The following is a 21585-nucleotide window of genomic DNA, read 5'->3' on the forward strand; positions in this document are numbered from 1 at the left end:
TAATATATTTACCCCGTGAACGAAAAAGAACTTTCCTACGGAATCCTCCGCGCCATTGCCATAATACTGGGGGTGGTTTTTCTTCTTTATTTTCTATATCTCATACAGTCTGTACTGGTATACATTGCTATTGCCGGGGTGATCTCACTTGTGGGCCGACCAGTCGTACTTTTCCTGAAAAATCATTTAAAGATACCTAATAAATTTGCGGTGGTAATTGTATTACTGCTGGTTTTAAGCAGTTTCATTGGCTTGATCACCATTTTTATTCCTATCGTAGTGGAACAGAGTAAAAACCTGGGACAAATAGATATGGACGCTTTTACCCGGGATTTGAACGAGTTAAATAACCAGATCAACAATTATCTTGGGGTTGAAGAGATCAACATCATTGAAGGCATCAAACAAACAGAATTTGTAAGAAATTTTGATCTTTCTACCATCCCAAGATATCTTAATAATTTCTTTGGAATTTTAGGAGCGGGAGTGATCGCAATTTTTTCCATAATATTTATTTCCTTCTTCTTTCTCAAGGACAGCCGCCTAATGCTCAACAGTATATTGGTTTTTGCCAATAAAGGCCACGAAGATAAGTTCCAGCGGGTCTTCAATAAGATCAAAGTGTTATTATCCCGCTATTTCGTCGGGCTCACCATGCAAATCACGGTTCTCTTTATTTTATACAGCATTTTGTTATCTCTGTTCGAGATCAATAATCCAATTGCTATTGCCTTCATCTGCGCATTTCTGAATATCGTGCCCTACCTGGGACCAATTATAGCCGGAATTTTAGTTTCGCTTTTTGTCATTTCCAGCAACCTGGGAGCCGACTTCCAAACAATTATTCTGCCGCAGCTTATGTATGTAATGTCCGGGTATCTTATTTGTCAGTTGATCGATAATTTTATTAATCAGCCCCTTATTTTCGGGGCCAGTGTACGGTCCCATCCCCTGGAGATCTTCCTGGTAATTCTTATAGCGGGATTAACTTCAGGAATATTGGGAATGGTGGTTGCTGTGCCTTTCTATACCGCGATCAAGGTGATTGCTAAAGAATCTTTAAGTGAATATAAGATCGTAAAACGATTAACAAGGGATCTATAATTGAACCGGAAACTTCTAAATAACGAGGTTCAGGAGTTTTTAGAGAACAACTATAAAACTGAGGTGTCAAAAATGGCATTTCAGGGTAGTCCTTTTGAAGGTATTTCTACCCAAGAGCTTTTGGTGCAGCTTTCAGGAAAAAAAAGAGCAGAGAAAAAATTACCACTCTGGTTCCAAACCCGTGAGATCATTTATCCTCCCAACGTTAATTTGGAGCAAACTTCTTCTGAAATCACTGCAAAATACAAAGCTTCTTTAATTGAAGGTGACAGGCTTCTGGATCTTACCGGGGGGTTTGGAATAGATAGCTATTACTTTGCGAATAAGGTAAAAACAGTAAGACATTTTGAACTTAATCCTGAACTGCAGGAAATCGCTTCTCATAATTTTCAAATACTGAATGCCAGAAATGTCATTTCTGAAGCCGGGGATGGAATTGGATTTCTAAAAAAAACGACTGAAAAATTCGATTGGATCTACATTGATCCTTCCCGCCGAGACGAAGCGGGAGGGCGGGTCTTTTTCCTTTCTGAATGTTTACCCAATGTTCCCGAACACATAAAATTACTTCAGGAGAAGGCAAACAATATCCTCGTGAAGACCTCTCCCCTGCTCGACCTGCAGGCCGGGCTTAACGAGTTAGAGAATGTCCATGAAATCCATGTTGTCGCTGTCGAAAATGATGTAAAAGAACTGCTTTGGATCCTGAAGAAAAATGCTTCGGAAGTAATCCGGGTTAAAACGGTGAATTTTCAGAAGAAAGGAGAGCAGATCTATGAAAGTTCTTTTGGGCAAAATCTTCCTGAAAATTACCAGGATCCTGAGGAATTTCTGTATGAACCCAATGCAGCAATAATGAAAAGCGGTCTATTTGCTGCCTTAGGAAAGGATCTTGGACTTAATAAACTTCATCCCAACACCCAGCTGTTTACTTCAGAAAAACCTGTAGAATTCCCCGGAAGGCGTTTTAAGATCCTACAGGTACTGCCTTTCAGAAAAAAACAGCTAAAGAAGAAGCTGCAGTTAAAAAAAGCCAATATCTCCACCCGCAATTTTCCTGAAACAGTTGCAGACCTTAGGAAGCAACTCCAATTAAAAGAAGGAGGGGATTCTTACTTATTCTTTACTACCCTTAAGAATGAAGAAAAAGTGGTGCTGGTGTGTCAAAAAAGCTAATTAGGAAGACTATTCCAGGTGAACTTCATTAGACACCGTCTTTTTTGGAGAATTTTCTTTTGATGATCGAAACTTCCGCAGAAGATTACGGGGTGCAATGTAGAAAGCTGCAACAAAAACAAAGTAAATATTCAATAGTGTAATTCTTGCCACATCCTGCCAGGGCTTGAAATGCGTGACCCTTTCCTGAGGGTCATAAAGTACCTTCACAGGAAGATTGATCACCTTCACCCCGCTCCACGCTGCTTTTACGATCACTTCGATCTCCAGTTCAAACCTGGAGGTGTATAAAGAGAGAGAGTTTACAGCCTCAAGAGGGTAAAGCCTGTAACCACATTGAGTGTCTTTCAATTTTATTCCGGTTTCCACCCAATACCAAAAGGTAGAAAAGCGGTTTCCAATACTACTTTTATCGGGCACGGTAGGATCGTCCATTTTTCGGGAACCAATAACCAAAAGGTCGGGTTGGGAAGTAATGTGTTCTTCCAGGGCATCAAGAAATACATGAAGATCATCGGGGAAGTGCTGCCCATCGGAATCCATTGAAATGGCATACTTGTAACCCATTTTTTGAGCTTCCTTAAAGCCTCTTTTCAGCGCATTACCTTTTCCTTTGTTTACCGGAATATTGATCACCTTCAGAAAAGAATAATTTTCGAGGATGCGTTCGGTATTATCGGTGGAACCGTCATTCACCACTATGATGTTTTTGGTGTAATTGTACACTTCATCAATTACCCTCTGCAAGGTCTTGTGGTTATTGTATGTAGGAATAAGGACACAACAATGAAGTGCGTCAAATCGTGATTGGTATGAGGGTTCCAGATCCAAAAAAGTGATTTGGTTTAAAATTAGAAAAATAACAGTTATTCTTTTCCTGTTTGGAGTACAAATTTAGGCAGAAAAGGATTAAATAGGGTAAACAATTTAGATCATATTTATATTCTCTCTGGGGTTAGAGTTGAGAATTAATTCTAAGAAAAACATGTTGAGTTAAAACAATTCCATGCAGGGATTTTCGATCATTTGGTATCTAATTATAGAGCTTGCTTATCTTATTGAGTTTCTCCCTATCGTGAATATCTATGCGACTACCCAGAGTGGAAATGATCTTCTCCTCTTTCAATTCAGATAACAGTCTGTTTACAGTCTCCTTTACCGTACCTACATATCCTGCAAGATCGGTTCGGGTTAGGCAGATTGAATGGGAGGAGCCGTCGGTGCCGTTGAAAGAATCAACCAGGGATAAAATTGCATCGGCAAGACGGCCTCTCACAGGTTTATAAGCCAGATCGGTAACTGTTTCCTCGATCCTGTTTATATCTTCTGCAAGCCGACAAAGCAGATAAGAGAATATTTCCTGATTATTATTTACAACTTTCCAGAAATCCTCTTTAGAAAGGAACAAAAGATAAGTCTCTTCGAGGGTCTCGGCAGAGGTTGTATATTTTCGGTGGGAGAAAAGGTCAGAAAAACTAAGTAATTCGGGATGGATAGCAATCTTCACAATTTTCTCTTTTCCAAGGCTTCCTGTTTTACTAATTTTTACTTTCCCTTTTTCTACAAAGTAAGCTCCCAATGGGGTACTACCTTCCTGATAAATCGATTGCCCCTTTCTTAAAAAATAAACCATCGCTTTTTTCACAGAAAGGTTGAAAAATTTGGGGAGGAAAACACGGGCTTGTAAAATTCACGATTTCCATAGTGATGATTTTTAATAGTAACTCTATTTAAGAAGGAAAATAGTATTAAATGTCTTCATTGGACATGATAAAAATCATTCTTTTATTCGCAACATATTATGTAACAACAATTTAACTATTTTAAGATTTAAATAACAATGATTCTACTGAGATCGATTCTTCAAATTAAATTAAAAATGAGGGGGCAACAACTAATTTGATCCTTTAGTTGCTATGCGAGCATGCCATATCAGTCCTTAAATGAGTGATTTTAATCTTCAATTAAAGAACTTTAGTCTTTACACAAGGGTGTATTAGTTATTTCGGAGCCATAAACTGTTCTTTAACTTAATATATAATAATTAATAATAACCATAAAAATCGATTATCTAATGAAAGTAGGACTTACCATTTTAAAATCGGCACTTCTTGCCGTGCTCATGATCTCTTTTACTGGATATGAAAAAGAAGAGCTTGAAACCCAAAGCTTAGATGCTAAAGCTATTATTACTGCTCCAGGTGGAAAAAAGGCTCCCGCTGCTGAAAAAACAGGAAATAACCTATCATTTCCCGTAATCTGGTCGGATGGTGTTACCAAACCGCTTCGCGGAACTTTTGGTGAAGATGTCTTCAATGGACTTTACTTTACTGCAGATGGCTTTGATTATTATGTTCAAAATGATCCTCTTAATACCTGGCAGGCGGAATCTTTTGATCCTCTCGCTGCATCAATTGACGAAACAAATCCAACAAATGACCTGGAATTGCTTAGCATTAGCAGTATTGACTGGGGGGATAACCTTGAAGCAAAAGACTGGCCATATGGTTCACAAATTAGGGTGGAAGTAGTTCTATCTAAGGTTTTAGATTATCCCATGAAAGCTTATACGATGAAAATCGAAGATGAAAGCCAATCTGGTTTGACAGAAGTCTGGGGCGCTCAAACAATAGGAAGTGAAGCAGGACCACAGGCAGTTATCTACCAAAGTCCTGTTGCAACAGTTTATTCAGGTATGGCTAAGCTGGTGATACAAAAGATCAATGAATTACCAGGAAATCAACCTCCTTCTTTAGACTGGAATTCTACTACCTCCTCCTGGGAAGGTGATATTAGTACACCGTTATTTGAAGGTGGAGTATGGGAAAATATTGATGGACCTTCTGGTTATAGTGCAGAAATTAATGTACAGGGAAAAGTGATCTATGGGTACAACTGGGTGACTCGTAAAACCGGTGACGGAGAAGGCACCTATAGAATTACTTTTGTGCTGGATTCTAATGCTCCCATTCCTGATTTAAATACTGAATTTGATGAAGTAACCTTTGTAGTACCAAAAGAGGAAGGAGAAGAAATCACCATAACTGCGGAACCTGATTCAGGCGGTGGAATAACAGGAATTCTTCCTGATTATAATTTAACCTACATAGATGTAAAGCTAACTGATCAAAAAGGCAGCGGCAGCGGCAATAGTGGTGCCGGAGGTGGTAACAGCGGCGGTAAAGGTAACCAAGGTGGCAGAAGGTAACAGTCGTAAATAATCTACTTAGTTACTGTTAATAATACAGAAATCTTAATCCGGGGTTGGTAAAATCCCGGATTTTATTTTTAAAGGAATGGGATAATCGAAAAGCTTCCCTTGTAATTTAATAAAATGATGCCTATTGCTCTCCCAGCAACCATCCTTCTGAACCATTTCTATCCAAAAGGAACCTCTACCCATCAATAATAACTCAATTGGATTTAAGACGTTTAAATGAGGCCTTTGTCCTTTTATATAATCACTTCATCATAATCAATCCCCCAGCTTTAAACTAATTAAAAGAAGGAACAATAGAAATATAAACCTGAATTTATAACTTACAATTAATCTCCTTCTATCCTTTCAGGATTTCAATTTTTAATTTTAGTAAATTTCTTGAACAAGATCAATTTCCCGGGCTACATTCCCGCTATGCATGTTGATTAAATAATTATACTTCAGAATTAAATAGAATAGTATCGGCCCGCAATTACCTGCGGGCCGGATTTTTTTAGCTCCAATTCCTTGAATTTTTAATCTTCAGGAATCCTCTAACTATCTCTATTGTTACTTCTTAGCCTCTGTTTAGGTATAATAAAAAGTCTTTAAGCTGATTGTCTGTAGTTATTTTCCAGACTGGATCCAGTAACTAATTCCGGCAGACCAGTAGAAAACACTTTCCAGGTCTTCCTTATAAACAGCACTCTCTGTTGTAATTGTAGCACTGGTTTGGGGAAATGACACCATAGGTGTGAAAGAAAAAATAAAGGATTTGTAGTAGTACTGTAAAGGAAGTTGTGCTTCGATGTTCAGGATATTAAATTCTGATGCTTCAGATATGCTCACATTAATAACTTCAGATTGCATCATGGCCGGTCCGCCGGGTCCATTTCCTGGTCCCTGCTGTTCGCTTCCCCCTCCTTTTCGGTTGCCAAGTCTGCTGGTATTATAATACTCTTCATAAAAGTATTGGGTTCCGGCGCTTAGAATAAGAGCTGGGCTAATTACCAATTTTTTGTTGATCGCATAAAAATTTCGATCGATCATCAAATTCACTGTAAAATCGGGAGAGCTGCTACTACTAAAATAACTGGCTCCACTAAGAGTAAGTTCTGTAACCCTGAAATCATAACTCACCAAACCAGTAATGTCTCCTTCAATTTCAGATAGGACATTATAACTTTCATCATCAAAAAAATACTTAGTACCTGAAATTCCTACAGTAAAATTTTTGTTTGTTAAAAGGTATCCGGCGCTAATCAGGAACAGATCAAATCTTTCTTCCGCCGAAGAAACCAAATATGATGCGGAAGCGTTTCCATAAAATCCCGACTTGTCAAAATAACCCATTGAAGCATAAGCGTATGGGGCTGCAATAGAATCCCTGCGTCCCATAAAAACAGCATCATTTATATAGCTTAAATCCCCAAGAAAATAGGAAAAATCTGAGGTAGACCCTTCGGGAGTTTGAGCTTTTAGATTTCCCTGAACCACCATAAGTAACAGGAAAAATGTGATAATAATTTTCATGTTTCAGTTAAAAATGTAAAAGAGAGTTTTCGGGAAAACTCTCTTTTACATATCCTTTTTAATTATTCCTTTTTTTATTGGCTGCAGTAGCACCCTTTTGCATATTTTTCTGAACCTTTTTTTGCATTGGCGGTTTGTTCATATTCTTTTGTTGATTCATATTCTTCTGCATGACCATTTTTCTATGCTGCAGAATGTTTTGATATTTTTGTCCATCCAGGTTAAGACATTCCCCATCCCGGAGTCTTAGTTGTTTTTGATCCCTCATTTGATAGGTGCCATCAGGATTAATCGTTGCACCATTATTGAGAGCTAACTGATTTTGAACCCGGCTCTGCTCCTGATTCTTTACCTGATAAACCTCACCATCCATCATCACTAACTGTGTACGGTTCTGGTTTCTTTCTCTCATTTGTTCCTGAGAAAGACCTTTATTTTCCTGCATTACCTTAAACCTGTACTGGTATTCGTTATTGTATTTAACGCCGTCCATGTCGAGACATTCCCCATCTCTTAACCGTAATTTATCACCATCCCTTGTTACATAACGACCATTGGTACTAAGCACCGTACCGTCATTAAGGGTAATTTTGTCCTTCAACCGAACCTGATCCCGATCCCTTATTTGTAGTAGATCCCCATCTACCATCATTAGTCTGGTTTGATCCCGATCCTGATCTTTTACCTGGTCCTGAGCCTCACTTATAGTTGGGGTAATGACCAGAAACGCCAATAAAATCAATAGCTTTTTCATTTTACACATATTTTAATTATCTAATTAAGCTACTCAATAAATGAAGAATATTTAGTGACCTATGTTACCTTCAAAAGGAACAAATACCACTGCGAATCTATAAAGGAGTTACCTTTGTGGATCAGCTTGTTTTCTGGCTGTAATTATCTTTTTAGAAACCCGCCTAATCATTTCCTTAATAAAAACTGTCGTGAGTAAGTATGTCCTTCGGTTTTTACAATAAAAAAGTAGATTCCGGCTGGCCAAGATCCGGCATTCAAATCAAAATTGTATTCTCTATTGGCCAACACCTTACCTGAAAATAGGGTTCTCATATTTTGTCCACTGAAATTCACAATCTTAGCAGCAGCCTCAGCCGGAACAAGAGGCTTGAAAGAAAAATTTACGGGACCGGTTGATGGATTTGGAAAAATATTGATCTCAACCATTTCCTCTCCTAAACCTGCAATTGAGGTAACCGTTTCACAAGATCCCAGTTCAGCTCCTTTAGAAAGGTAATTTTTTACTGCAGCCGGTGGTACTCTTAAGGTTCTTCCGGAATAACACAATTCGATTTTATCTTTCCCTGAAATATTTGACACTAGAACAGTAATCTCATCAATACCAGAGCAGCCTTCTGCATCTGTGACCGTCACTATATATTTCGTGGTGACTGCAGGACAAACCTGCACTTTAGGTTTGCCTGAAGCAGGCAACGATGTCCAACTGTAGGTGTATGGAGGTGTTCCTCCTGAAACCATTACAGATAATTCAGTACAGCTAAATTTTTCAGGCAATCCGGTATACACAATTTTATCCGGTCCGGCATCCACCAAAATTTCAGAAGTACAACAACCTTTTCCGGGACTTGCATAGATTTTATTTTCATTATATGTACCTGCAAATTGTGTAGCTTCACTCCAATTTAATGGGTCGTTGTTATCCAAAGTAGCATCGCAAAGCACCATTGAGTAGCCACCGCCGGCAGCACCTTCAGGCCATGGCGAACCCACACTATAGGTTACCAGGTCTATTTGAACATCAGAATGATGATCGGTGTTAATAATGTAAATCGTTTCGGGTTCGTCATTGCTGAGATTCGCTCCGTGCCATTCATAAGCAGGAATTCCGAAGAAATCGGTAAAAACTGTGGCATTTTTGGCAGTGATCCAATATGCGCCGGGTTCAAGGGTATATTCAGGTAAGCGCCCACTGGTAATCCCTCCTTTGATCCTTAGACCACCCAGTTCAATAGGCGCATCGGTAACATTATATAATTCAATGAATTCAAGATTGTCATTATGTTCTGCAGGAGGTTCATCATACATGATCTCTGTGATCACCAATCCTTCCTGCAGGGGATTGTAAATAATTTCTGAGGTCATTGGTAACACTACATTACCTGCCAAATCCTCAATATTGGCTATTCCAAGTTCATAATACTTTCCAATAGCAATGGGAGAAGTTAAATTGAGGATAACCACATCTCCTTCAGGAGAAATTTCAGCCATCCCTTCTACAGGAATTGAATTCAGACTATAATTTGAAACATTCAGGGCAGTGCTATTTACCGGTTCACTGAATTTAATGCTTATTTGATTTATACTTAATGGCTTGGGCTCAAGGGCAAGCGGAGGAAATATATCATGCTCGGCCGCATAGATATATACATCATCGATCAAAACCTTTGCAGCGGTCCCTTTACGGGCTCCTGCTTTGGTCAGGAAGCGCAACATCACATTGGAATTGTCAAATGCCTCAGGATGCAAGGCATAGACAAATTCTGTAAAATCGGAATCCACATTGTTGAAGCCACGGTGATCTGAACCCATAAGGACTCTGGATCCAAAGCTAAGACCACCATCTGTTGAAACCTGCATGAATAATTTGACATGTTTCATGGCTCCTGTGGCACGCGTAGCAACCCAAAACCTGGCCGCGACATTCTCCATGCCACTAAGATCAAGATGAACCTGGGTAAAGATCTCCACCTCTTCCTCATCTTCCCCCTCTTCTACTACAGGCCAGAGCCCCAGAGAATGATCTCCAGATTTTGTAAAATTATCTTCCTGAAAAATTCTTGTCCCGTCTACTTGGTTTCCGAACCAGTTCGGAATAAAATTTTCATTTTGGTTCATAAAGGTTTGTTCGAATCCTTCCGGATAAGGAAATTCGTTCACCTGGCTCCAAATCTTGTCTGGCATTAGTACCGGCACAATCCACAGTACCAGAAGTAAAAATTTTTTCATAACCTCCTATTTTAGTTTAACACTATAATATAAAAGGTTCTAATTGAGAACCTCAATTAAAGGTAAACTACAGCATGTATTTAAGGGGTAACAAATGTCACCGGTGGTACGGGATTTAATCTCTTTTGAACTATTAAGATGGTTCTATTTTCTACTTACAAAATTTCAATTTGCTTTGAACAATCAGTATGTTGTTTGAAGAATAATATTTAATTTGTAATCAAATTATTAAATGGTTTTTATACCTGTGAATGAACTCCGAACATATTACCTTCTGTATCATAGGCCAGGACTATGAAACCATATTCCCCAATTGACATTTTAGGCTTGAATATTTTTCCTCCGGCATTTGAAATCCTTTTTTCCTCAACAGCACAATCTTCACTTCTAAAATAAATGATGGTAGAATTTCCGCCTGCACCAACGCCTGTCATTTTAACCAGGGCTCCACTTGCACCATCCTCTTCCATTTCCATTGGAAAAGCCAACATTTTCATTTCATCGTTACTGTCACTAGACGATGGAAGTTCATTTAATTTTACCTCCAGTACGTGTTCATAAAACTTCTTTGCTCGCTCAAGGTCGTCAACATAAATTTCAAACCAAACAACAGGATTTTTTGATTTCATATTTAAATATTTAGAAGTTAAACATTAATACAAAAATAGTCGGTGGAAGACTTGTAAAGATAAAATTGTTACATAAATTAATTATAAATATTTGATTATTAAAATTTTACAAATACATAAAGGAGAGGAAGCGGAAAAATTGTTTAAAAGATTGAGCCATTAGCTGGCTTTAATTCTGAGGCGTGGAGTCGGCCAGTAAGCTTTCCGGAAGTTCATACTCAAAACCCAGTACAATTTTAATTATAACCTGGAACAGGTTCTGCATAGGATAATCTGAAGCATTGGCAGTATATGCTGCAGTTAACTTCTGCCCGGGAAAATGAACTGCAATAGATGAAAACCCATCTATGCCGCCACCATGGCCGTACACCTCCATGTTGTTAAACGGAAGTTTCATTATCCCTGAACCAATTCCATTTTCTGTATTTTTCATGGCTTCTAAAGAAATTTCTGATACCAGATTTCCTTCGAATAAGTGGTAGAAAAAAATATTAAGATCTTTGGGTGTCGAAACCAGACCTCCTGCACCCATGGGTACGCTCATATCTGTTTCGGGAGTTACCTGCCATGCGTCCTCAGATTTGACATAGGAGCGAGCCTCATTATTTTCAGGGTTAATTTTACCTCCGTAAAAGGTGTTTTTTAGGTCAAGTTTCTTAATAATCCTTTCCTCTACAATTTCGGCAAATGTTTTGTCCTCAACATCTTCAGCTATATACGAAAGCAATAAATAATTCGTATTGGAATATTGAGCTTTTTCCGCAGGTTCAAAAAGAATTCCGTTTTTGACGAACCGGTTCAGCATGGCTTCCCTGCTCTGAGGCTTCAGCATCCAGGACCTGAAATCTTCATCATCTGTCACATTAAATAAACCGCTTTGATGCCTTAATAAATGGTTAATGGTTATTTTATCTGAATTTGGAATCTGCGGAAAAAATTGTTGCAAAAAAGTATCAGGTTTTAACCTGTCTTCTTCAATTAGTTGCATGATCACAACGGCGGTAAAGGTTTTTGTTATTGAACCAATTCTATAGATGGTTGCTGCATCTGCTTCCGAAGCATTTTCCAACTCTGAGTAACCTATGGAACGTTGGTAGACCTCTTTCCCTTTCGAAAAAATGGATATACTTCCCATGGCCATTTCATTGTTCTCAAGAATATTGAACAGGCTGTCCACTTTTTCAAGTCTTTGAATGTTTTGTGCATTTGCCAGCCCACCCATCGCAAGGAAGAGTAGAGGAATGAAAATATTTTTCATGATTGTTATTTTTAAAAATTATAAAGTGACGTTTTTTAGGAAAGAGCAGGCTTTCAAATGTCATTTTCCGAGAGTGGTTTTATCCAGTTTAAAACAATGGTAGAAAACCTTGTCACAAGAAATATAAAAGCGCCGAAAAGAGTTGGTAACATGGTCATTTTTAAACCATCTGCGAAATCCCGGGGAGTGGTATCTTCAAAAGAACTAAGATAGTCCAGGGTATTTATAAGTTTTATTAATTGTCCGAAAATTCCGAGTACCAGGGCAAAAAGTCCAAGAGAATTTATCAGGATGATCATTTTCAAAAGTCGGGGGTTTTTGTTACGGGCAAAAAAGATACCTCTTACCAGCAGTATGATCCCCAAGATACCTACAATTAATATCAACATCATTATGAAAAATCCTCCTTCCTCCAATCTTCTTCCTAATTCCTCGAAAATACTTCTTTGAACTTCCTGTTGAATCGCTATGGCTGTCATGTCCGTGATTTTTAATGTTGGTTTAGCCAAATCTATAGACTTTTCCTGATGCCGCCCGAAAAAAAAGGTGAACTACGGTTTGGAACCCTTTTTTAACGGCATAGGCACTTCAAATGGTCGTACTCTTTTCGCTGACAGTTAAAAAAGGTATTAAAACAGTCGTTTATCGCAGAAAGAAGTTATAATTCTCAAATAAATTAGATATTGTAGCTTTTATGATGCTAAACCGGTACCTACATTTCTTTTTCAGGAAAATTTTGCTGCATGCCTTTTTCTGGCTGTTGGTACTTCTTTTTTTCTCTTACCTCCTTGGAAGTTCAAATGAGGATCTCAAATACGCCGGTTCCTTTTCGATTTTCCTGCTTCCGGTAACGATGATTACCACGTACACAGTTATCTATTACCTTATACCCCGCTTCCTGCTTCGGAAAAAATATCTTTTGTTCAGCCTTTATAGCGTTTACACCTTAATTATATCTGCATTTGCCATTGTTATCTCCATATTTTACGGATTAGTTTTCATAATGAATATGAATTACCGCGGAATGCCTGCCGTTAGCCGAAGCCTCCTTTTTATGATGACCCTGGTTTATCTCGTGGTGGTTGCTGTAAGTGCTTTCATCCTCCTGAAGCAGAATTATTCTTCTGAAGCTGAAAATAAAACCCTTGAAAATAAGATCCTGGAGGCACAGTTAAAGCTGAAGGAACAGGAACTGCATTATCTAAAAATGCAGGTCCATCCTCATTTCCTGTTCAATACCCTTAACACAATGTATGGTCATGCTCTAAAGAAATCTGAAGAAACCCCCGATATGATCCTAAAATTATCAAACCTGTTGGATTATTTGTTGTATCAGGTAGATAAGCCGTGGGTGAGTCTCGACAGCGAGATAGATCATATAAAGGATTATATTGCTTTGGAAAAGACCAGGTTTCGGAATAGTTTATCTGTGGTGATGAATTTTCCGGCAGAGCTCACTAATATCAACATTGCACCTATGTTGCTCATTCCGTTAGTAGAAAACAGCTTTAAACATGGAGAAATTACAGATGGAAAACTGACTATTCAAATCGATCTTACAATTGATGATGAGAAATTGTGGTTTAACGTAAAAAATTCCACTAAAGATCTGGAAAATTCCCGACGGCAAAATGGATTAGGACTGACTAACCTTGAAAAACGCCTGGAATTACTTTACGGGAAAAATTTTGACCTTAGCCTCCACAGGAATGCAAATTCTTTTGAAGCACAACTTTCCTTAAACTATTTAAAATCATTACCACATGGTTGAAAAAATTGCCTGTATAATTGTAGATGATGAGCCTACAGCCAGGGAGATCATAGCAGAACACCTGTCAAAGATTGACAATATCACCATTGTGGGTTCCTGTGCCGGAGCAAACGAAGCTTTTACTTTAATAGATGCACATAAGGTGGACCTAATATTTCTGGATATCAATATGTCCGAAATTTCTGGTCTTTCCTTTGCACGAACCATCAGTAAGGATATTAAAATTATCTTCACTACCGCGTACAGGGAATATGCTGTAGACGGATTCGATCTCCAGGCTGTAGATTATTTACTAAAGCCAATTTCCTTTGATAGACTATTTAGAGCGGTGAACTCCTTTTACAATGTTCATTTTAAGAACCACCAGCTGCAGGTGCAGGAAAAGCAGGAAATGCAGAATGATTTCATGTTCGTAAGATCAGACCGTAAAATGATCAAAATAAATTTTCCTGAAATCTGTTATATCGAAAGCCTAAACGATTACCTAAGGATCCACACCCGCACCGATAAAATTGTAATAAGGGAAACTATGAGCAACATTGAAAAAGAACTACCGGAGTCTGGTTTTATCCGCACCCATCGCTCCTTTATTGTTTCTTTAGCTGCTTTGGAATCTTATACCAATGAGTATCTTGAAATCAAAGGAAAAGCAATACCTATAAGCAGGAGCTATAAATCTTCTGTTCTAGATAAACTTGAAAAGTGGTCTCTGGACTAAGCAATCATACAGGGGTGTAACTAAAACAATGCCCGCAGGCTGGCGCCTGCACAGTCTTTTTTGTTGTTCTTTCGGCTTGTGAGCAAATTCGGGTGTATCTCAGGATTACCTCCCTGCGGTCGGTGATCCTGTGGGGGTGGAACCACTCAAAGCCCTGCGCAGACTAGCGCCTGCACGGTCTTTTTTTGCTGTTCTTTCGGCTTGTGAGCAAGTTTAAATCTTGAGTAATTTTTTAACTATCAGTGCGTAATTTTAACTCCCCACTTCTACCTTCAGGATTACCTCCCTGCGGTCGGTGATCCTGTGGGGGTGGAACTAAAACAAAGCCCGCAGGCTGTCGCCTGCACGGTCTTTTTTGTTTCATCCTTCGACCTCGAACAAGTTCGGGTCTCGGTTAAAACAAAAAAGCCCTTCACTTTCGTGCAGGGCTTTGATTTGTCGGGGTGGCAGGATATTCTCACAAAGAATAAACTATTTATTTTCAACGACTTAACGCGTAAATCTATGATTCATTCACCGAATCATTCACTTATTTCTAAGAACTTAAAGAAAAAATATTATTTGCTCCTTTTTGCTTTTTAAAGATAATGAATAAAATTATAAATTCTATTTTCTGTTTTGAAACTCACAAATCTTTCATTGAATCAAGTCCTGGATCTATCCCGTAATAGGGTACATTCTTTAATAACTATTTTTAGTATTTCAACCTCAAATAACTGATGGCAAGTTTAGGATATTTTTTAACTACTCTACTTTAAAAGTTTCATCAGGTTTTCTTCTTTTTAAACTTTTAATTCAAGATGTGTGCCTGTGGGCACAAAAATGATTGCTCCCGGTGGTCGCAAACAAAAAGAGATATTTATAGCAAAAAGTTTTTGCCGAATCTCACAAAGAGCCTAATAAAAATCCTTCTTTTAAACCTGCCTCACAACATAGTATTAGTTGGGTAGATTTGGGCTTGCAGCACTTCGCTTCGCTTCGTTTGCTTCAATTTTTTCTTTCAACAGCAACATATCCGAACTGACTTTAGTCTCCAGGACCCGAGCGTAGATTTGTGTAGTTGAGAGTTTGGTGTGGCCAAGAAGTTTAGAGACTGTTTCTATGGGAACTCCATTCGACAAAGTAATGGTTGTGGCAAAAGTGTGACGGGCCGAATGAAAGGTGATGATCTTCCTTATATTTAATTGCTCCATAATCTCTTTCAAGTACTTGTTTACCTTTTGGTTAGAAAAGACTGGGAACAGGGTTTCAGAATTGGGAGTATCATTTTCTTTTAAATACAAAGAAAGAATCTCCTGAGCTTTGGGTAAAAGTGGAACTTTTACCGTTTCATTTGTTTTTTGCCGTTTGGTGTAGATCCAGTTAATACCATCTATTCCCTTTACTATTTGGTCAGGTACTAATTCTTTAATATCAACATAGGAAAGACCCGAGTAACAGGAAAAAACAAAAATATCTTTTACCTTTTCCAATGAAGAGCGAGTAAAAGTTGTAGCCTCTAAAATTTCCAGTTCTCTTTTAGACAAATACTGCCTCTCATATTTCTCAAATCGAAATTTAAAGCTGTCAAAAGGATTCTTTGTCATCCACCCGATCTTAACTGCCAGATTGAGCATTTTCTTTAGCCGCTCCAAATGCTTCATGGTTCCATTATTTCCACAAGTCTTCCGGCTGATCCTGGCTGAATAGGTTCTCAGGAAATTTTCGAAATCAGTAATGAACCGGTAGTTGACCTCGTTTAGATGGAGATCATTTATATTTTTTTCTTTTACCAGAAATTCTTTAACATAGATCTCTGTTGTTCCATAATTTTTTAGTGTTCCCTTCTTCAGGATAGTCTTCATGTGAGAGTCATGGTACTTGAGAAGCTCCAGGAGGCTCTTATGCTCTTTATCATTGCCCAGGTAGCGTGCCTTGATATTTAAGGCAGATATCTTCTTATTTTCTGAACAGAGCTGCTTATGGCATTCCAGTAACCTGGTATAAACTTGGTCTAAGTACTGGTTCAATACTCTTACATCTTGTCCAGACCCTCTTCCTCTTCCCTTTTTTGGATCCCATTTATTCACCGGAATGGATCTTTTTAGACTGATTTCTGCACGTTTTCCATCAACAGTGATTCGTGCATAAATTAAAAATTTTGAAGTGTCTGCGCTAGTTTTTCTAACGAAGAAAAGAACGGAGAATGTAGTAAAATCAGGCATTTTGAACGTCTTTAGTTGAACAATAGATTAATTGCAGACGAGCTAAAATTTCAACTTTATGCCTTAGAAAGATAGAGAATTTGGCTTAACAAATCGTTCACCGAATCATTCACCAAACTTATCATATTTAATGATATTATATGATACTGTTAAAAATGAAAAACCCCGTAAATCAAGGATTTACAGGGTTTTTAATACTCCATATATGGAGGTTCGTCGGGGTGGCAGGATTCGAACCTGCGGCCTCCTGCTCCCAAAGCAGGCGCGATAACCGGGCTACGCTACACCCCGAGTAAGAGCTTCGCTCTTAATTCAAAGTTTAAAGTTCCAGGTTGTCATAATTTAAAGATTCCTATTACTGGAACCTTGAACTTGAAACCAAAAACCTTGAACTATTCAGCGGAGAGTGTGAGATTCGAACTCACGCGACAATTGCTCGTCGACAGTTTAGCAAACTGCTCCATTAACCACTCTGGCAACTCTCCTTTTAGTAATGAACTTGCAAATATTTTGCGGTTGCAAATGTATGTGTTCATATACATTTCTGCAAACCTTTTTATGCTTTTTTACTCCTCAAAAAAAGTTATTCTTTTAAATGATTTTCTTTCAGACTGTTGTAACCGAACAAAAGTTCAACATTTTATGTGGTCCGACTTCAAAAGGATAGAACATACTGCACACTACTTCAGTTAAAAATATTTTAAACCGTCTTTTAGTGGTGTTTAATACCCTACTTTTAACATTAACTTCATCTATATATAAACATATAAATCTTTATGTCTATTCTCCCCAATAATCTTGAACGTTACCAGAAATTTTTGAGTTTCATGTTGAAGTACTGGAACAGTGACCTTTTAAATGAAACTGCATCTAACGCAATGGAGGAAGAAACGGCCAGAAAGTTCGATGATTTTGAACAATCTCCAGAAGAACTGGTAGAGGATCTAAAACAAATGGGGCCCACCTATGTAAAATTAGGACAGCTGCTCTCTACCCGCCCCGATCTCTTACCAGATAGATACCTGGAGGCCCTGGCGACGCTTCAGGATGACAATCCCACCATTCCCTATGAGGAAGTTCAGGAAATTGTGGAAAATGAATTAGGTACAAAAATTTCTAAGGCCTTTAACTATTTTGAGGAAGAACCTTTAGCCAGTGCTTCTATAGGTCAGGTACATTTGGCGGAATTGAGGTCGGGCAAAACAGTTGCTGTGAAAGTCCAGAGACCGGGAATCAGGAAAAAATTCATGGAAGACCTTGATACCCTGGAAGAAATGGCCGGCCTGGCTGTAAAGCATACCGATGTTGGTAAGAAATACGGGTTTAGTGATGTCCTGGGGGAGTTAAGACGTATTATGCTTCATGAACTGGATTATCTTAGGGAAGCAAATAATTTGGTTACCTTAGGTATTAATCTAAAGGAATACCCCAGGCTCATTGTGCCACAGCCTATTCCCGATTACACTACCTCCAAGGTGCTAACAATGGAGTATGTAAAAGGGAAAAAAATCACGAGTATTTCTCCCCTCAAAAAGACCGAAAACGATTATACAGCACTTGTAGATGAATTTATCGAGGCTTACCTAAAGCAAATCGTTTCTGACGGTTTCGTACATGCCGATCCACATCCCGGGAATATACATCTTTTAGAGAATGAAAAGATTGCTCTTATGGATCTTGGAATGGTAGCCCAGTTCTCCAAAAAGATGAAGGACTACCTGCTAAGGCTTCTATTAGGTTTAAGTAAGAATGATGGAGAAGAGATCGCAACCATTCTTCTAAGCATGAGCGAAATCACTGAACATGCTTCTGAAAAAGAATTCAGAAGACAAATTAGCATCATGGTGCAGGAAAGTAGCCACAGTACCGCACAGGATATGCAAACAGGAAGACTGCTTGTTCAAATGAACCGGAGTGCCGCCAGGAATGGTATTCTTCTTCCCGTGGAAGTAAATATTCTGGGAAAGATCTTATTAAACATGGATCAAATAATAGCCTTTTTGGCACCTGAATATGACCTGAGAGAAGCGGTAAGAAGGTACATGAATAAATTACTTCAGGATCAGATGATTAATGAATTGAAACCAGAAGATATCTTTTCAGTCTTTCTGGATTCCAAGAAACTGGCTGAAAATCTGCCTGACCGGCTGGATAAGATCACAGAAAACCTGGCCAGGAACGAATTCCGTTTTAAAATAGACGCTATTGATGAAAAAAGATTTACCGATGGTTTTCAAAAAGTTGCCAATAGAATAACTCTGGGACTTATTATCGCGGCCATGATCATTGGAGCAGCGATGCTGATGAGTGTCCCCTCCCCTTTCATGATTTTTGGTTACCCGGGGCTTGCAATTCTGTTTTTTATGTTAGCCGCTGTTGCCGGAATATATTTAAGTTATACGATACTTTTTAAAGACGAGTAACAGGAAGTTTTAAGTACGAATTTAGAGGTGCGAATTTTTGAATTAGGAATCTACAGGTAAAATGGTTCTCAATATACAGTGCGAAAATTTACTCCTCACAGAAAATCAACCTTTAGAAAATATTTTTGCTTACCCGAAGTCCGAAGCCGACATTTGAAGATTTTTCAGAATGAAGATCTGCTCCAATCTGAAGATTTACATTTACAAATTCCTGCCATACGTTTACATCAAGATAAGTCGAAATAATTCTTTCAATCGGCCTGGAAGTCCCACCTTTTGCTCCGTAATTAGCTCTGTAACTTGCAAGAAATTTATAGGGATAATAATAGAATGCACTTCCACTTATCCCAATATGATGCGCGACAATATTATTATGTGCTACTCTAAATCTTTCCTCATCAAGCATTATAAAAGGTAGCCCGATAATCCGTTGTTTATAAGTCCATCCGGATTGATATAGATGATTGTTAAAATAATTATCCTTCCCATCTGTAGTTGGATAGGTCTTACTTTGGTGACGGGTAAAATAATACTCATACATTAAAGCCTGCACCAATTTTTCAGGTTCCCTGTCTTCAATAAAGATTCCGTAGCGACCATCGGGGGTATTACGAAGTTTTATGCCGGAAAAATCTTCAAAAATTGTATTATATACCAGCGAAATATCAAAGTGAGAATAGGAGGTGTTTATTTGAAGCTCATAACCCCCGAGATGATTACCTAATCCGTTAATTTCCTGCTCCCCAATAAAGCCAGTTCCCCCGGTAAGGCTCCCCCCGGTTATAACCTTTAAATAATTATCAAAACCTGCAGGAAGTTCCCCATATTCCGGAGATTTTCCTGCCCACTGCGCATAATGATGAACTCCCCCAATTATTTCAAAGTTTCTTATTCTATCAAAAACCAGATGAAAACTCTTATGATGAATTCTTATATTTTGAATGTACCTGTCAGTCTCATCTGAAAAGAATTCTTCCCATGATGCTTTAAACCCAATCCCAGTATTCCAAAACATAAGGGGACGCTTCATTTGGAGGGTTATTCCGGGAATTGGTCTCGAATTGAGAGACCACAGCACACTTTCGTTAGTAGCACTGAGCCCGCTAAAAACTTCTTCCTTTTGTTTTCTTCCAGCATAGGTTTCAAACCAACTATTTTCGTAGCTCACGAAGTATTCATCTAATTGTAGTTTATTTGAATATCCATCGTGGTAAAGTAGACCAAGCCCCCCCTTTAAAATACCGCCATTCCTAAATTCGTAGGTTCCACGACCGTTCACCCAGGAACTAATATTAGTCATTTCATCAATTCTTCCCCTCTGATTTGAATGTATCCAAAACGGACTCTCTTCTCCGGTATATACTATTCCCTGACCTGTAGCTGAAAGAAAATAATCAATTTCCTGCGATTGTACAGCAGAAATGAATAATAACAATAGGAAGGGGAGCTTCTTGATAACTATATTTTTTTGTATGGCAAAAGTAGTATTCTTCCGATAAAGCTCAATATACTCTGACAGAAAAACAGTAATTTTATTTTTTAATATAGAAGTATGTTTAGTTTCTTTCAGAAGAAGTATAATCTCAAAGATTATCTTGAAGATTTCATTGATATTCACAATCATATCTTGCCGGGAATAGATGATGGTGCACCCACAGTGGAAGATTCTTTAAAATTAATTCATTACTTTAAAGAAATAGGGATAACACAATTTATCGCAACCCCGCATGTGATGAATGATTACTATCCAAACACGCCACAAACAATAAAAGCAGCCCTTGAGGACCTTCAAAAGAGACTGGATAAAGAAGGAGAAGGGAACATAAAAATAAAGGCTGCAGCAGAATACATGATGGATCAGGCTTTCATGGAGCTGTTAGGAAAGGAGCGTCTACTTACTTTAAAAGATAATTTAGTACTGGTAGAAATGTCTTACTTCCAGGCACCCATAAATCTACATGAGATTCTATTCCAACTTCAAACTCAGCAGTACAAGCCGGTATTAGCTCATCCTGAACGCTACGCCTTTTTTCATTCAAAATCTTTAAATAATTATACAGATCTTAAAAACAGAGGCTGCTTATTTCAGCTTAATGCATTAAGTCTTGTGGGTCACTACGGGAAAAATATGCAGGAAATCGCTTTTAGCCTCCTGAAAGAGGGGATGATCGATTTTCTGGGAACCGATACTCATCAAACGCGACATTTGGAAAAACTTTCAGGGGCGCAATTGTCTAAAAAACAACTGGACCTAGTTCTACCGGTTATTCAACGAACCAGAGATACTTTCTCTTTTTAATTGTTTTCGAAAAGAGCAAAAACCAGGAATTGAGGAATCATGACTTACAGAGGTCTTTGGGACCTATGAGATTTTTTTATTTTGATGGTATGCCGCACCTCCGGCGCTCATTAGAATATGGTAAAATATTTCTATAAACATGTCGCTCCTCTGGAGCTTCATTCTTTACAAATCAGCTCCGGAGGAGCGGAAAATTTATAGCAACTACGGAAGTATTGTGAGAAAAGCTCCGGCGGAGCGGCATATAAAGGCTTATTCCAAAATAACCTGCAAAATATTTATCCTTTAT

Annotated in this window: 17 protein-coding genes and 2 tRNA genes; 7 read left to right on the forward strand and 12 right to left on the reverse strand. The window is 38.4% G+C overall.

From position 1 onward, the window contains the following. Positions 1-15 precede the first annotated feature (15 nt). The gene (locus LA313_RS02270) at positions 16-1104 is read left to right on the forward strand and encodes an AI-2E family transporter (protein WP_228912992.1); all 1089 of its coding nucleotides are present in this window, start codon (positions 16-18) and stop codon (positions 1102-1104) included. Further along, positions 1105-2280: a THUMP-like domain-containing protein gene (locus tag LA313_RS02275; RefSeq protein WP_228912993.1), complete on the forward strand. Its 1176-nt coding sequence runs from the start codon at positions 1105-1107 to the stop codon at positions 2278-2280. It begins immediately after the preceding gene. 9 nt (positions 2281-2289) lie between these two features. On the opposite strand, the gene LA313_RS02280 is transcribed toward LA313_RS02275, so the two are convergent. Further along, positions 2290-3111 carry a glycosyltransferase family 2 protein gene (locus tag LA313_RS02280; protein WP_228912994.1) on the reverse strand — a complete coding sequence of 274 codons (822 nt, stop codon included), beginning with the start codon at positions 3109-3111 and terminating at the stop codon, positions 2290-2292. Between the two features lie 202 nt (positions 3112-3313). Next, positions 3314-3925: a Crp/Fnr family transcriptional regulator gene (locus LA313_RS02285; RefSeq protein WP_228912995.1), complete on the reverse strand. Its 612-nt coding sequence runs from the start codon at positions 3923-3925 to the stop codon at positions 3314-3316. A gap of 429 nt (positions 3926-4354) precedes the next feature. Between LA313_RS02285 and LA313_RS02290 the strand changes: the two genes are divergently transcribed. Continuing rightward, positions 4355-5488 carry a hypothetical protein gene (locus LA313_RS02290; protein WP_228912996.1) on the forward strand — a complete coding sequence of 378 codons (1134 nt, stop codon included), beginning with the start codon at positions 4355-4357 and terminating at the stop codon, positions 5486-5488. A gap of 618 nt (positions 5489-6106) precedes the next feature. On the opposite strand, the gene LA313_RS02295 is transcribed toward LA313_RS02290, so the two are convergent. From LA313_RS02295 to LA313_RS02320, 6 genes are all read right to left on the reverse strand, one after another. After that, positions 6107-7012 (reverse strand): hypothetical protein, encoded by a 906-nt coding sequence (locus LA313_RS02295; protein WP_228912997.1) that lies wholly within the window; start codon positions 7010-7012, stop codon positions 6107-6109. Between the two features lie 58 nt (positions 7013-7070). Continuing rightward, positions 7071-7766 (reverse strand): DUF6799 domain-containing protein, encoded by a 696-nt coding sequence (locus LA313_RS02300; RefSeq protein WP_228912998.1) that lies wholly within the window; start codon positions 7764-7766, stop codon positions 7071-7073. Positions 7767-7933: 167 nt separating this feature from the next. Beyond that, positions 7934-9994 (reverse strand): lamin tail domain-containing protein, encoded by a 2061-nt coding sequence (locus LA313_RS02305; RefSeq protein WP_228912999.1) that lies wholly within the window; start codon positions 9992-9994, stop codon positions 7934-7936. Positions 9995-10233: 239 nt separating this feature from the next. After that, entirely contained in the window at positions 10234-10623 is a 390-nt protein-coding gene (locus LA313_RS02310; RefSeq protein WP_228913000.1) for a VOC family protein, read from the reverse strand. A 169-nt stretch (positions 10624-10792) separates the two neighbouring features. Continuing rightward, positions 10793-11881 carry a serine hydrolase domain-containing protein gene (locus LA313_RS02315; protein ID WP_228913001.1) on the reverse strand — a complete coding sequence of 363 codons (1089 nt, stop codon included), beginning with the start codon at positions 11879-11881 and terminating at the stop codon, positions 10793-10795. A gap of 53 nt (positions 11882-11934) precedes the next feature. Continuing rightward, complete coding sequence (locus LA313_RS02320) at positions 11935-12360, reverse strand: MotA/TolQ/ExbB proton channel family protein (RefSeq protein WP_228913002.1); 426 nt, start codon at positions 12358-12360, stop codon at positions 11935-11937. Between the two features lie 215 nt (positions 12361-12575). Between LA313_RS02320 and LA313_RS02325 the strand changes: the two genes are divergently transcribed. Next, positions 12576-13652 carry a sensor histidine kinase gene (locus LA313_RS02325; protein WP_228913003.1) on the forward strand — a complete coding sequence of 359 codons (1077 nt, stop codon included), beginning with the start codon at positions 12576-12578 and terminating at the stop codon, positions 13650-13652. Then, on the forward strand, positions 13645-14370 hold the full coding sequence (locus tag LA313_RS02330) for a LytR/AlgR family response regulator transcription factor (RefSeq protein ID WP_228913004.1): 726 nt from the start codon (positions 13645-13647) through the stop codon (positions 14368-14370). The genes LA313_RS02325 and LA313_RS02330 overlap by 8 nt, the downstream gene beginning before the upstream one ends. A 938-nt stretch (positions 14371-15308) precedes the next feature. Here LA313_RS02330 and LA313_RS02335 read toward each other — a convergent pair. The 3 genes from LA313_RS02335 to LA313_RS02345 all read right to left on the reverse strand — a co-directional run bounded on the left by LA313_RS02335 (position 15309) and on the right by LA313_RS02345 (position 17059). Then, complete coding sequence (locus LA313_RS02335; RefSeq protein WP_228913005.1) at positions 15309-16574, reverse strand: site-specific integrase; 1266 nt, start codon at positions 16572-16574, stop codon at positions 15309-15311. 216 nt (positions 16575-16790) lie between these two features. Beyond that, positions 16791-16865 (reverse strand) — tRNA-Pro (locus LA313_RS02340). Positions 16866-16974: 109 nt separating this feature from the next. Next, positions 16975-17059 (reverse strand) — tRNA-Ser (locus LA313_RS02345). A 291-nt stretch (positions 17060-17350) separates the two neighbouring features. Between LA313_RS02345 and LA313_RS02350 the strand changes: the two genes are divergently transcribed. Further along, positions 17351-18997, forward strand: a complete 1647-nt coding sequence (locus LA313_RS02350; protein ID WP_228913006.1) for an ABC1 kinase family protein — start codon at positions 17351-17353, stop codon at positions 18995-18997. Positions 18998-19109: 112 nt separating this feature from the next. Here the strand turns inward: LA313_RS02350 and LA313_RS02355 are convergent, their stop codons facing one another. Further along, complete coding sequence (locus LA313_RS02355; RefSeq protein ID WP_228913007.1) at positions 19110-20297, reverse strand: capsule assembly Wzi family protein; 1188 nt, start codon at positions 20295-20297, stop codon at positions 19110-19112. Positions 20298-20549: 252 nt separating this feature from the next. On the opposite strand from LA313_RS02355, the gene LA313_RS02360 reads away from it, so the two are divergent. Next, positions 20550-21296, forward strand: a complete 747-nt coding sequence (locus LA313_RS02360) for a tyrosine-protein phosphatase (protein WP_228913008.1) — start codon at positions 20550-20552, stop codon at positions 21294-21296. The last annotated feature ends 289 nt before the right edge of the window (positions 21297-21585 follow it).

It is taken from the genome of Salinimicrobium sediminilitoris (assembly GCF_020866905.1).
GTDB classification, from domain to species: Bacteria; Bacteroidota; Bacteroidia; order Flavobacteriales; family Flavobacteriaceae; genus Salinimicrobium; species Salinimicrobium sediminilitoris.